Annotated in this window: 12 protein-coding genes; 8 read left to right on the top strand and 4 right to left on the bottom strand. The window is 65.8% G+C overall.

The genetic code is table 11. The annotated features are described in order from the left end of the window. Positions 1–134: 134 nt before the first annotated feature. Positions 135–911, bottom strand: a complete 777-nt coding sequence (locus ACWD10_RS36990; RefSeq protein WP_451098106.1) for an IclR family transcriptional regulator — start codon at positions 909–911, stop codon at positions 135–137. 118 nt (positions 912–1,029) lie between these two features. Between ACWD10_RS36990 and ACWD10_RS36995 the strand changes: the two genes are divergently transcribed. Genes ACWD10_RS36995 through ACWD10_RS37030 form a run of 8 tightly spaced genes read left to right on the top strand, consistent with a single transcriptional unit; the run spans position 1,030 to position 8,156 of the window. Beyond that, the gene (locus tag ACWD10_RS36995) at positions 1,030–2,214 is read left to right on the top strand and encodes a 4-hydroxybenzoate 3-monooxygenase (RefSeq protein WP_451098107.1); all 1,185 of its coding nucleotides are present in this window, start codon (positions 1,030–1,032) and stop codon (positions 2,212–2,214) included. Next, positions 2,211–2,897, top strand: coding sequence for a 4-carboxy-4-hydroxy-2-oxoadipate aldolase/oxaloacetate decarboxylase (locus ACWD10_RS37000; RefSeq protein WP_451098108.1), 687 nt, complete (start codon positions 2,211–2,213; stop codon positions 2,895–2,897). The genes ACWD10_RS36995 and ACWD10_RS37000 overlap by 4 nt, the downstream gene beginning before the upstream one ends. Further along, entirely contained in the window at positions 2,897–4,048 is a 1,152-nt protein-coding gene (locus tag ACWD10_RS37005) for a 4-oxalomesaconate tautomerase (RefSeq protein WP_451098109.1), read from the top strand. Before ACWD10_RS37000 ends, ACWD10_RS37005 begins: the two co-directional genes overlap by 1 nt. Next, positions 4,045–5,061 (top strand): amidohydrolase family protein, encoded by a 1,017-nt coding sequence (locus ACWD10_RS37010; RefSeq protein WP_451098110.1) that lies wholly within the window; start codon positions 4,045–4,047, stop codon positions 5,059–5,061. The genes ACWD10_RS37005 and ACWD10_RS37010 overlap by 4 nt, the downstream gene beginning before the upstream one ends. Next, entirely contained in the window at positions 5,058–5,960 is a 903-nt protein-coding gene (locus ACWD10_RS37015; protein WP_451098111.1) for an amidohydrolase family protein, read from the top strand. The genes ACWD10_RS37010 and ACWD10_RS37015 overlap by 4 nt, the downstream gene beginning before the upstream one ends. Next, the gene (gene ligA, locus ACWD10_RS37020; RefSeq protein ID WP_451098112.1) at positions 5,957–6,346 is read left to right on the top strand and encodes a protocatechuate 4,5-dioxygenase subunit alpha; all 390 of its coding nucleotides are present in this window, start codon (positions 5,957–5,959) and stop codon (positions 6,344–6,346) included. Before ACWD10_RS37015 ends, ligA begins: the two co-directional genes overlap by 4 nt. Before the next feature lie 2 nt (positions 6,347–6,348). After that, the gene (locus tag ACWD10_RS37025) at positions 6,349–7,191 is read left to right on the top strand and encodes a class III extradiol dioxygenase subunit beta (protein WP_451098113.1); all 843 of its coding nucleotides are present in this window, start codon (positions 6,349–6,351) and stop codon (positions 7,189–7,191) included. Further along, complete coding sequence (locus ACWD10_RS37030) at positions 7,191–8,156, top strand: Gfo/Idh/MocA family oxidoreductase (protein WP_451098114.1); 966 nt, start codon at positions 7,191–7,193, stop codon at positions 8,154–8,156. Before ACWD10_RS37025 ends, ACWD10_RS37030 begins: the two co-directional genes overlap by 1 nt. A 539-nt stretch (positions 8,157–8,695) precedes the next feature. Here ACWD10_RS37030 and ACWD10_RS37035 read toward each other — a convergent pair. The 3 genes from ACWD10_RS37035 to ACWD10_RS37045 form a co-directional block, all read right to left on the bottom strand. After that, positions 8,696–9,742, bottom strand: coding sequence for a hypothetical protein (locus ACWD10_RS37035; protein ID WP_451098115.1), 1,047 nt, complete (start codon positions 9,740–9,742; stop codon positions 8,696–8,698). Positions 9,743–9,856: 114 nt separating this feature from the next. Continuing rightward, complete coding sequence (locus ACWD10_RS37040; RefSeq protein WP_451098116.1) at positions 9,857–11,224, bottom strand: aldehyde dehydrogenase family protein; 1,368 nt, start codon at positions 11,222–11,224, stop codon at positions 9,857–9,859. Between the two features lie 25 nt (positions 11,225–11,249). Further along, the gene (locus ACWD10_RS37045; RefSeq protein WP_451098117.1) at positions 11,250–12,314 is read right to left on the bottom strand and encodes a DODA-type extradiol aromatic ring-opening family dioxygenase; all 1,065 of its coding nucleotides are present in this window, start codon (positions 12,312–12,314) and stop codon (positions 11,250–11,252) included. Positions 12,315–12,474 lie beyond the last annotated feature (160 nt).

The raw sequence follows: 12,474 nt of genomic DNA on the forward strand, positions 1-12,474 counted from the left end.
CGTGGTTTCTGCCGTACCTGCGTCCCCGCGTACGGGCCGTGCTGCGCGGGTCGACCGCGCAGCCGACCGGCCGGTGCCGCCCATCCCGCATGCACCGTGCCACGCGGACGGTGTGTCTGTATCCGCCGGGTCGACTACGTAGGTGGCGAGCCGACGGGGCGTGTGAGCGGCGCCCCAAGCGAGCGTGAGATCCCCCGGGCCGCGGCGACGACGGCCGGGACGAAGCCTCGGGCGGTACCGTCGCGCGAGGGAACGATGATCGACAGTGCGGCGACCACGCTGTTGTCCGCGCTGCGAATCGGTGCCGCCACTGAGGTGGACACCAACTCGAACTGCCGATCGCAGATAGCGATGCCGGTCTTGCGGATCGCCGCGAGTTCGCGTCGAAGCTCCCGTGGGTCCACCACGGTGTGTTCGGTGTATCGCCTCAGTGAGCTGCCGAGCACCTCGTTGATCCGCTCCGTTCCGGCGTGCGCCAGCAGGACCCTGCCGACGCCGGTCGGATGCAGGGGCAGCCGGGTGCCGGGGCGGGCGATGATCCGGGTGGCATGGTGGCTGAACAGGCGCTCGACGTAGACGACCTCGTCGCCATCGAGAACGGCCACCTGCACGTTCTGGTGGGTGGCTTCGTAGAGATCTTCCAGGAACGGCAGAGACGCTTCACGCAGGCTCTTGCTCCGCGGTGCCAGCGCCCCCACTTCCCACAGGTGCAGACCGATCGAGTAGCGCCCGGACGCATCGCGCTCCAGGGCACCCCAGCGGGTCAGCTCCCGGATCTGGCGATGGGTGGAGGACACCGGTTGGTGGAGCCGTCGTGCGATGTCGGACAAGGTCAGCGCCGGTACGTCCGCCGTGAAGCAGTCCAGGATGGCCAGCGCGCGCTGGGTGCTCGACAGCTTGTCAGTACCCATGGGTTGTCTCCCTCCCTTGACCACAAAGTTTTCCTCAGGGTGGAAATCGTAGCCCGGGGATCAGCGGCGGCGGACAAGCTGCCACCAGATACCGAGAGACGTGATCTGGAGGGTGTGCATGCGGACTCAAGTGGGAATCATCGGCGCCGGCCCTGCGGGGTTGCTGCTCTCGCACTTGCTTTCCCTACAGGGAATCGACTCGGTGGTGTTGGAGCGCCGAGACCAGGCGTACGTCGAGCAGCGCGTGCGTGCCGGCGTGCTCGAACACGGCACGGTCCAGACTCTCCGTGAGGCGGGTGTCGCCAAACGCCTGGACGTCGAAGGTCTGGTTCACGAGGGGCTGAACATACGCTTCGGTGGGCGTACCCACCGGCTCGACCTGGAAGAGCTGGCGGGACGACGTGTCACCGTCTACGGCCAGCAGGAAGTGGTGAAGGACCTCATCGCCGCGCGTCTTGAAACCGGCGGTGACATTCGGTTCGGCGTCGCGAACGTAGCCGTGCACGACATAGATGGCGATCGGCCGCGCATCACTTTCGTGGAGGAAGGAAACGCCGCCGAACTCAGCTGTGACCTCATCGTCGGCGCCGACGGGTTCCACGGGATCTGCCGTGACCTGGTGCCCGACCGGAACGAATACGAGAGCACATACCCGTATTCTTGGCTGGGGATTCTCGCCCAGGCGCCACCGTCGTGCCCCGAGGTCATCTACGCCCGGCACAGCAACGGTTTCGCGCTGCACAGCATGCGTTCATCAAGCGTCACACGTCTCTACGTGCAAGTCGCGCCGGATGAGGACATCGCCAACTGGCCCGACGACCGGGTGTGGGCCGAGCTGCACACCCGGCTCGGCGACGACGAAGGGTTCGAGCTGACCGAAGGACCGGTGCTCGACAAGAGCATCACCCCGATGCGCAGCTTCGTGACCACCCCGATGCAGCATGGGCGGCTCTTCCTGGCGGGCGACGCGGCCCACATTGTGCCGCCCACGGGCGCCAAGGGGATGAACCTCGCCGTGGCCGATGTCCGCCTGCTCTCCCATGCGTTGGGCGGCTACTACCGCGATCGCCGCGAGGACCTCCTCGCCGGCTACACAGAGGCCGCATCACGTCGGGTGTGGCGGGCCACCCACTTCTCGTGGTGGATGACATCCATGCTGCACAAGTCTCCTGGCGCCGACCCCTTTGACGACCGCCTGGCCCTGACCCAGCTGGACTCGATCGCGTCGTCGCGGGCGGTGGCCACCTCACTGGCCGAGAACTACACCGGCCTGTCCTACGAGCAAGGGTGGTCCTACCGATGAGCGTGGTGGTTCGCAACGCCGCACGTACCGACCGTGAGATCGTCGACGGCTTCGCCGAGCTCGGCGTCGCCACAGTGCACGAAGCACAGGGGCGAACCGGCCTGCTCTCACCTCGGCTTCGCCCGATCTACCGGCCGGTCCGTATTGCCGGCACGGCGCTGACCTGCGAGGTGGCACCCGGGGACAATTGGATGCTGCATGTTGCCGTGGAGCAGGCCAAGCCGGGTGACGTTCTCGTCGTGGCACCCACAAGCGCTTGCACCGACGGATACTTCGGTGAACTCCTCGCCACCAGCTTGCGCGCGCACGGTGTGCAGGGTCTGGTCATCGACGCGGGCGTGCGGGACGCGGCCGAGCTGACCGACATGCAGTTTCCCGTGTGGTCGACCGCCATCAGCGCTCAGGGCACTGTGAAAGAGACTCTCGGCAACGTACAGACGCCTGTCGCCTGTGGTGGTGCGCTCGTCCGTCCCGGTGACGTCATTCTCGCCGACGACGACGGTGTCGTTGTCGTGGAACGCACGCAGGCCAAGTCGGTCCTGGAGAAGGCCCGTCGACGCGAAGCCAATGAGGTGGACAAGCGGGCGCGGCTGGCCGACGGCGAACTCGGCCTGGACATGTATGGGATGCGCGCCAAGCTCGCCGAGCGCGGCCTTCGTTACATCGAGGCGGGTGAGTCCTGATGAGTCAGTCGGCGATCCGCTGTTCGCTCGTGCGGGGCGGCACGTCCAAGGGGCTGTTCTTCCTGGCCGAGGACCTTCCGGGCGATCGTGTGGCTCGTGACTCCGTGCTGACGTCGCTGATGGGGTCGCCTGATCCACGGCAGATCGACGGTCTGGGAGGTGCACATCCCCTCACCTCGAAGGTGGCGGTGGTGAAGGGGTCCTCCCGTCCCGATGCCGACGTCGACTACCTCTTCTTGCAGGTCTGGCCGGAGCGGGCGGAGGTGTCGGACAACCAGAACTGCGGCAACATGCTCGCCGGCGTCGGACCGTTCGCGATCGAGCAAGGCCTCGTCGACCCAGGCGACACCATCACTGCGGTGCGGATCTGGATGGAGAACACACAGAGTGTCGCTGTCGCGCATGTGCAGACTCCCGGGCGGATCGTGCGCTACGACGGCGACGCGCATATCGACGGTGTGCCCGGAACCCATGCGCCGATATCGATCGACTTCCTGGATGTCGCCGGATCCACGTGTGGGTCGTTGCTGCCGACCGGCAACGCGGTGGACGTTGTCGACGGGGTGCCCATCACCTGCATCGACAACGGGATGCCCGTGGTCTGCATCGCCGCCGAATCGTTGGGCGTGACCGGGCACGAGGATCCGGCACAGCTGGAGGCAGACGCCGAGTTGAGATCGACGGTGGAGAAGCTGCGCCTGGCAGCGGGCCGTCTCATGAACCTGGGTGATGTGCGGGACGCGACCATTCCGAAGGTGAGCCTGCTTGCGGCACCCGAGCGCGGAGGTCTGATCGCCACGCGTACCTTCATCCCGCACCGGGTCCATGAGGCGATCGGCGTATTCGGCGCGGTGTCGGTCGCCACAGCATGCCTGGTGCCCGGCTCGGTCGCCGCCGGCATTGCACGGACCGGCACACGCACCGGCATCTACCAGCTCGACATCGAGCATCCCACCGGCTACTTCACCGTCACCGTGGACGTCGTGGTCGACGGCGCCTCGGTGGTGGTTCGACGGGCTGCGCTGCTCCGGACCGCGCGCTTGCTGATGCGCGGGGAAGTCTTCGCCCCGACTGCCACCGACGTCGTGGCCCGGTCGGCTGGTCATGTGGGAACGCCAACCGCCACTGCGCAAGGAGAGCAACCACGATGATCATCGACTGCCATGGCCACTACACCACGGTGCCGGAGGCCCATTCCGGGTGGCGAGATGACCAGCGGGCAGCCTTCACCGAGGGCCACCTACCACCGCCATACCCGACCATCACCGACGACCAGATCCGTGAATCCGTCGCAGGCCAGCTGAAGCTGATGGACGAACGCGGCATCGACATGACCGTGTTCTCCCCGCGCGCCTCCGCCATGGCGCATCACGTCGGCGACGAGGCAGTATCCACCCACTGGACACGCGTCAACAACGACCTCATCCACCGGGTCACAACCCTGTACCCCGACCGGTTCATCGGGGTCTGCCAACTGCCACAGTCGCCGGGTGTACCCATCGAGCGATCCATCGACGAGCTCAAACGATGCGTCCTGGAGCTCGGGTTCGTCGGCTGCAACCTCAATCCCGACCCGAGCGGCGGACACTGGACTGCGGCGCCGTTGACCGACAAGACCTGGTATCCCTTCTACGAGACCATGATCGGACTGGACGTGCCGGCCATGGTGCACGTGTCCGCGACCGCGAACCGAAACTTCCACGCCACCGGCGCGCACTACCTCAACGCAGACACCACCGCATTCATGCAGCTGTTGCACGGCGACCTGTTCGGTGACCTGTCCGAGCTGCGCCTGATCATCCCCCACGGCGGCGGAGCAGTGCCTTACCACTGGGGCCGGTACCGCGGGCTGGCCGACATGCTCGGCAAGCCCGAGCCGGCAGAACACCTCATGCACAACGTCTACTTCGATACCTGCGTCTACCACCAGCCTGGGATCGACCTGTTGGTCGGCGTCATCGACACCGACAACATCCTCTTCGGCTCCGAGATGATCGGCGCCGTCCGTGGCATCGACCCACAGACCGGTTACCACTTCGATGACACCCGGCGGTACGTCGACGCACTCAACCTCCTCCCGGACGAGAAGGCCAAGGTTTACGAGCACAACGCACGCCGGGTCTATCCACGATTGAACACGGCGTTGGAGGCGAACGGACGATGACTGACGCGCCATTTCAGATGGATGCTGACTGGCTGCCGTTCCACCCGAACCCGAGCAAGCCCGGATACCGGCTGCCGCCAGGATCGGTGGACGCCCACTGTCACGTCTTCGGACCCGGTGACCGCTTTCCCTACGCGCCCGAGCGCAAATACACCCCGTGCGACGCCGGTCGCGACGAGCTGTTCGGACTGCGGGACTTTCTCGGCTTCGACAAGAACGTCATCGTCCAGGCCACGTGCCACGGCGCGGACAACAGCGCCCTGGTCGACGCCTTGCTAACCGCAAACGGCCGCGCGCGGGGGGTCGCTACGGTTCGCAGCGATGTCACGGACGACGAACTCGAGCGCCTCCACGAGGCGGGGGTGCGCGCAGTACGGTTCAACTTCGTCAGACGACTGGTCAATCCGCAAACCGACGCCTACTACCGCTCCATCGTGGAGCGAATCGCACGGCTCGGCTGGCACGTCGTGGTGTACTTCGAGGCGGCGGACCTGGCCGAACGCTGGAGCTTCTTCACCTCCCTCCCCACTGTCGTGGTTGTTGATCACATGGGCCGCCCCGATGTCTCCCAACCGGTGGAGGGCCCGGAGTTCGAGCAGTTCATGACGCTCCTGCGAGATCACCCGCAGTTCTGGACCAAGGTGACCTGCCCGGATCGGCTCACAGCAGTCGGCCCTCCCGGATATGACGACGTCGTGCCGTTCGCGAAGACGCTGGTGGACGAATTCCCCGACCGCGTGCTATGGGGAACCGACTGGCCCCATCCGAACCTGAAAAGCCAAATGCCTGACGACGGCAGCCTGGTCGACTTCGTGCCGTGGATAGCCGCCACCGAAGACAAACAGCATCGACTGCTGGTCAGTAATCCAACTCGACTGTACTGGGGTGAGATTCAATGACGGAAAACACGGACCTCAAAGATATTCCGGGCACGACAGTGTTCACCGGTGAGCAGTCACGGAAGGGCTATCACCTGAATCAGTTCTGCATGAGTCTCACCCGCGCGGAGAACCGGGCCAGGTTCAAGACCGACGAACGCGCCTATGTCGACGCCTGGCCCATGACTGAGGCTCAGAAGCAGTCCGTTCTCACTCGCGACTGGAATGCCGCAATCGCCGAAGGCGGCAACATCTACTTCCTCGCAAAGATCTTCGCCACCGACGGGACATCGTTTCCGGAGGCGGCCAGCCTCATGACGGGAATCCCCGTCACGGAATACACCGCGACGATGCTTGCCGGCGGCCGTTCGCCGGAAGGCCAGCGATCCATCAGGGAAGGGCGATAATCATGGCACGGATCACCGCAGGGGTCACCACCAGCCACGTGCCTGCCATCGGAGCGGCCATCGATCACGGCAAGACTGAACAGGACTACTGGAAACCGTTGTTCCAGGGCTACGAATGGACCCGGGAGTGGATCGAACAGGAGCGACCTGACGTCGTGGTCCTCGTCTACAACGACCACGCTTCGGCATTCTCTCTGGACATGATCCCCACATTCGCGCTCGGCTGCGCCGAAACTTTCACGCCAGCCGACGAGGGCTTCGGACCCCGCCCCGTGCCGACCGTGGGCGGCCACCCGGACCTGGCCTGGAACATCGCACAGTCGCTGATCCTGGACGAATTCGACATCACCATCATGAACAAGATGGATGTCGACCACGGACTCACGGTTCCCATGTCGTTGATGTTCGGCCAGCCCGACGAGTGGCCGGTGAAAGTCGTGCCACTGGCTGTGAACGTGGTCCAGTACCCACCGCCGACCGGAAACCGGTGCTGGATGCTGGGCGAGGCGATCCGGAAGGCTGTGCAGGGCTTTCCTGAAGACCTCAACGTACAGGTCTGGGGAACCGGCGGCATGAGTCATCAACTCCAGGGACCACGAGCCGGACTCATCAACACACCGTTCGACATATCCTTCCTGGACAAGCTCACATCCGACCCCCAGGCGCTGCGCCACATCCCGCACATCGAGTACCTGCGTGAAGCCGGATCCGAAGGGATCGAAATGGTCATGTGGCTGATCATGCGCGGCGCATTGGGAGATGACGTGAAGGAGCTTCATCGTCACTACCGCGTCCCGGCCTCCAACACCGCTGTCGGCCACATCGTCCTGGAGGCGCTGAGCTGATGCCTCCCACCTCGCCGCCCACCCGGATCGCGCTGGCGGGGGCCGGAGCGTTCGGAATGAAGCACCTCGACGCACTGGCCACGATCGACAACGTCGAGTTGGCGGCCGTCGTGACGCAGGATCCCGATGAGGCACGAGACATCGCCTTGCGATACGGCGCGACCTCTGCGTCGACGGACCTGGCGGACGTGCTGAAGCGCGACGACATCGACGCGGTCATCCTGTGCACACCGACCCCGCTGCACGCGGAGCAGGCAATCGCGGCCATGCGAGCCAACAAGCATGTCGAGGTCGAGATTCCGCTAGCGGACAGCTGGGCGGACGCGAGGGCCGTGGCACAGACCCAACGCGAGACAGGCCGGATCTGCATGGTCGGGCACACTCGCCGGTTCAACCCGTCGCACAGGTGGGTTCATGGTCGGATCCAGACCGGCGAGTTCCGGCTGCAGCAACTCGAGGTGCGGACGCACTTTCTGCGCAGGAGCAACCTCAACGCCTTGAACCAGCCGCGCACCTGGACCGACCATCTTCTCTGGCACCATGCGGCACACACCGTTGACCTTCTGCAGTACCAGACCGGCGAGGCCATCGTCGCCGCAAGCGCAATCCAGGGACCCAAGCATCCGGAACTGGGCATCGCTATGGACATGTCCGTCCAACTACTCACGAGCAGCGGCACCGTATGTACGCTCTCCCTGAGCTTCAACAACGATGGCCCGTTCGGGAGCACCTTCCGCTACATCGGAGACACGGGCACATACCTTGCTCAGTACGATGACCTGACCACCGGTCGGGGTGACCCGGTTGACCTGTCCGGTGCCAACGTCCCGAGCAACGGGATCGAGGGACAGGACCGAGAGTTCATCGCAGCCATTCGCGAAGGCCGCGCGCCCGAGTCCAGCGTGACCGCAGTGCTCGACAGCTACCGGATACTCGCTGAGCTCGAACAGCAGCTCGGCGCCTGACTCGGACCGCCCCGATGGACCGCGGCCGGCGAACAACGAGCGGGAGTTCGGCTACCGCGCCTCAACCGCTCACTCACAACAAGGTCAGCCGGGTCTGTACTCCCTGCCCTCAGCTCCCGCTTCCTGACGGAAGGAACATGCCCGTCGGGAGACGGGGGCTGATACCTGCGCCAGCAGCGAGCACATCAAGGCGCCCAGATCTCGTCGGCAGGGATTCGCTCGTCGAGTCCAAGACCAATGTCACCTAGCGGCCTCGCCACCCGCTGCCACGATCTGCCTGGAATGACTCCACACCGCAGATATTTCCCTGTGGTCAGCCCGATGAACCGAACTAAACAGCTCACGCGCTCGCACCCTCGTCCGGTGTCGGGACGTCGAGGATGAGGGTGAGCCGAAGGTGAACTCGTCGGCGTGGTAGTAGCCGGGCTTGAGGGCGTCCTCGGTGGCGAGTTCGGCGAGGTGGGGATAGGCATCGGCGGGCATTTCGCACACGCCTGCCCGATGATCCAGACGGAATCGCTTGGCGGGCGTCGGCGGTTTCATTCGCGGATCCGTAGCAGCGCCGCACCGGCAACTACCCAACATGCCAACGTCAACAAGGGTATGGATACGTCGTGGCCGCCGAAGTAGGAGACGTCACGGATCGCCCGGACGGCTGCTCCGGGCGGGAGCAGCGCGGAAACGGCTTGCGCGGGTGCAGGCAAGAGGCCGACGTCGACAACCCCGCCGCTGGTGGACATGCCCACGGCGATGAACAGCATAGTCGCCGACGCGTATCCAGCAGGTCCCCACCATGCGGCGAGGGCCTGGGCTGTCAGAGCACCAGCGGCGGCGAGCAGGGCCAGGGTCAGCGCCACTGACCACACCGGGCCGGGCAGGCCACCCGTGAGCGGGCCCGCGAGCAGCGCTGCTGTGGCGCCGGACAGCGTGCTGAAAGCTCCCGTGATGAGCATGCGCTGCGACCAGGTAGAGCGGTTGCGGGCAGCGCCCAGATTCTGCGCCAGAGAGGTTGAAGCCAGTGCGATACCCAGTCCTGTGTAGAACATCGCGTGGCCTCGTCGATCGAATGTGCTCAGTGGAACGACATCGTGGATGGACAGGCTCCGGTGCAGTGCCGCGGCCGCGCGGGCAACAGACTGCTCGGTACTTGCAGCCATGGTCGGGCCGGCCGCCCCCGCTACATCCAGGCGAAGTCCCTTTGAGGACGAGGAGAGTACAGCAGCGACTTCACCGTCGTACAGCAGCTTCAGGCCCTCGTTGCGATCGCTGACCGAGTGTGCGCGGAGGGCGGGAGACGTCCGCGCGCTGACCTGCTCTGCAGGCCCCCGGTCTTTCACTACAGCGACCGGCACCTGATGCGGGACAGGTACGCGACTGAGGCCGATGTACAGGCCGATGACGGTGCAGGCCAGTAGAAGAGAGGTCAGCAGAGGCAGGAGCCACCATGTGGTCGGGTTGCGTGTGCGACCGTGCGTTGTCGGTGAGGCTGGAGCCGGTACAGATGTGGGATCAGTTGGCGGACCGGTCCGGTCCGGCGGGGGCAGGGATTTCAACACCGACTGCCGGTTCCGTGCGGTCTCCGTCACGCACCCATCCCTTGCTTCATCCGATCCGCCTTGCTTGCATAAACGTTCTTGACTGCTGAGGCGCTGTGGTGGGCGGGAGAGCCGTGCCACCCACCACAACGCCAGTCCAGTCGGTCAGGAACTGACCGCTACGGTGGTCGACTCTGTGTAGAACTCCCGGGCTGCCAGACCCTGTTCGCGCGGCCCGAAGCTGGACTCCTTGGTGCCGCCGAACGGTGCCCAGTGGTCGAGCCCGGTGGTGGGGGCGTTGACCCGAATCATCCCGGCCTCCAAGTCCCGGGTGTGGATGAGGGCGGCTGCCAGGTCCCGCGTGTAGAGGGAGGCGGACAGTCCGTACGGCGTGGCGTTCGCCAGCTCGATGGCGTGCGCGGCGGACCGGGCACGTAGCAGTGCGGTGACCGGGGCGAAGACTTCGTCAGTGGCGAGGACGTCATCGCTCCCCGGGACCTCGACGAGCGTCGGTTCCAGGTAGGAGCCTGCTGCGTCGGGCTTGTTCCCGCCGGTCAGTAGGCGTCCGCCGCTGGCCTCGACCGCGGCCAGGGCGCCGTCCCGCGAGCCCACGTCGATCACTGGACCGACCTGGCACTTCGGGTCGGACGGGTCGATCAGCACGAGGTTCTTCACCGTTTCGACCAGGGCGTCGCGGGTGCGCTCGTAGACGTCCCCGTGAACGATGATGCGGCTGGTCGCGGTGCACTTCTGTCCCGCGAAGGCGAACGCCGAGCCAACGATGCCGGCGACCGCCCCCTCCACATCGGCGTCGGCAAGGATCACAGTAGGGTTCTGACCGCCCATCTCGGCTTGGGCGATGCCGCCGCGCGCACTGACCGTGGCCGCCACCTCGCGGCCCACCTCGGTGGAGCCGGTGAACGACACGGCGCTGATGGCACGGGAGTGGGCCACGAGCGCTCCGGTGCCCGGGCCGGCCGCGAACACCAGGACACCCGGGAGGAGATGCCGGTTGATGATCTCCGCGAGCGCCTCTCCGGTACCGACGGCCTGCGCGGACGGCTTGAAGACCACCGCGTTGCCGTATGCCAGCGCCGGCGCCAGCTTCCAAGTGGGAATCACGAGGGGGAAGTTCCACGGGGTGATCACCCCTACCACTCCGCGCGGCCTCGACCGGGTGAAAGTCAAGGACCTGGCGTCAGCACCGGGCAGCACGTCCCCCTCAGGGAGCAGCGTGGTCTGTGCGAAGTAGCGGAAGGTCCGCTCCGCACGCAATACCTCGCCCCGTGCCTCGGTGATCGGCTTTCCGACCTCACGGGAAATCAGGCTGGCGAGTCTTTCGGCCTCGGCGGCGATATCGTCCGCGATGCGGGTCAGGGCCGTTGCCCGGTTGGGCGCGGCGGTGTGTGCCCAGTCGCGGCCCGCGTGGGTCGCGAGTTCGATCAGGGCAGGCAACTGGTCGGTCGGTGTTGCGGGGACCTCCGCGACCGTTTCCTCGGGATCGTGCGGATTGGTGCTGCGCACGGTGCTCACGAACAACTCCTCTTGTGCTGGCTGTTCACGGCTGGTACGCCGCGAATACCTTGTCGGACACGAACAACTGCGATCCCACGAACTCCGACCAGGTCGGCGTGGTGCGGCCCAGTTCGTTCATGGACCCCAGGAGCGCCCACCAGTTGAGCAGTTCCTGTTGGCCGGCGGCCTCGGCCTGGGCGAGGGTGGTGGACCGCCACACATCCAGGTCGCCGTCTACCAGCGCTTGGTACAGCCGGCCGTCGGCGGCGGTGTCAGGGAAGAGGTGGTGGGTGGACTCCACGAGGAAGCTGTGCGACCAGCTGGAAGAGGCGATCAGAGCCACGCGCCACGGGCTTTCCGCCGCTGCGCGCGCGACAGCCGCGCCGACCTGCATGACCCGGGCCGGCGAGGGGCTCGGCGGGTCCAGTTCGCGTATGTCACCGAGAGCGCTGATGTTGCCCTGGTAGCTGATGACCCGGCGGCCGTAGCAGTTGATGGGGAAGGAGACGACGGGATAGTCGAAGCCTTGGCGGTCGTAGTCGAGGTACAGGATGGTGTTGAGGAAGGCGTGTGGGAAGCCGGGGTGGTGCAGCGGCTTGTAGGCGTAGGAGACGTCGATGTCCTGCTCGAGAAGGGCGGTGGTGAGGTACTTGGCGGCCTCGCGGTGGCCCCTGACCACGATCTCGTGGTCCTTCGGTTCGTTCCACACGTTGTGGTTGCCCATGACGTTGGACTCTGCCGAGTGCTCCCACGGACGGACCGTCAGGTCGTCGTAGGCGAACACCGAGTACGGCGGGATGATGTCCTCGCGGAAATTCTCGTACTGGTCGTCGCCCCAGATCACGACGAGGTCGGGGTTGAAGTCATCGAGGGCCTGACGTGCCCTCGCGAACTGCCCGACAAGAGCGTCGCGGTGCTTGCGTCCAGCCTCCTTGCCCTCGTCGGTGGCCCACTCCGCGCGGGCTTCCGCGGGCCAGTTGGCGGGGTCGCGGAGGTCCTCGGGGAGGTTGGGATCGGCGAGCGCGCGCTGGAACACACGGGTCAGGTTCTCGTTCGTACCGCTCAGCGGCGGGTAGTGGGTTACTCCAAGACCGAGCACTTCTGCCATGGTCTTCACCTTTCTGGGGTCGGGGTATTGAGTCTTCGGCGCTCCCCTGGCGTTTCAACGCAGCTGGTCCGCCTGGTGAGCCGGACCGCCACAGCGTGATGGCGGGCGTGCGGGGAGGGAGGGGTCCCGCAGACGCGGGAGCGCCGGTGCACCCGTGGAC

The organism is Streptomyces sp. NPDC002851, from assembly GCF_053591935.1.

What these genes read in the sequence shown, in the direction of transcription:
- ligA (WP_451098112.1), top strand. Translation starts at nt 5,957, where the DNA reads ATGACGGAAAACACGGACCTCAAAGATATTCCGGGCACGACAGTGTTC.
- ACWD10_RS37005 (WP_451098109.1), top strand. Translation starts at nt 2,897, where the DNA reads ATGAGTCAGTCGGCGATCCGCTGTTCGCTCGTGCGGGGCGGCACGTCC.
- ACWD10_RS37030 (WP_451098114.1), top strand. Translation starts at nt 7,191, where the DNA reads ATGCCTCCCACCTCGCCGCCCACCCGGATCGCGCTGGCGGGGGCCGGA.
- ACWD10_RS36990 (WP_451098106.1), bottom strand. Translation starts at nt 911, where the DNA reads ATGGGTACTGACAAGCTGTCGAGCACCCAGCGCGCGCTGGCCATCCTG.
- ACWD10_RS37015 (WP_451098111.1), top strand. Translation starts at nt 5,058, where the DNA reads ATGACTGACGCGCCATTTCAGATGGATGCTGACTGGCTGCCGTTCCAC.
- ACWD10_RS37000 (WP_451098108.1), top strand. Translation starts at nt 2,211, where the DNA reads ATGAGCGTGGTGGTTCGCAACGCCGCACGTACCGACCGTGAGATCGTC.
- ACWD10_RS37045 (WP_451098117.1), bottom strand. Translation starts at nt 12,314, where the DNA reads ATGGCAGAAGTGCTCGGTCTTGGAGTAACCCACTACCCGCCGCTGAGC.
- ACWD10_RS37025 (WP_451098113.1), top strand. Translation starts at nt 6,349, where the DNA reads ATGGCACGGATCACCGCAGGGGTCACCACCAGCCACGTGCCTGCCATC.
- ACWD10_RS37010 (WP_451098110.1), top strand. Translation starts at nt 4,045, where the DNA reads ATGATCATCGACTGCCATGGCCACTACACCACGGTGCCGGAGGCCCAT.
- ACWD10_RS36995 (WP_451098107.1), top strand. Translation starts at nt 1,030, where the DNA reads ATGCGGACTCAAGTGGGAATCATCGGCGCCGGCCCTGCGGGGTTGCTG.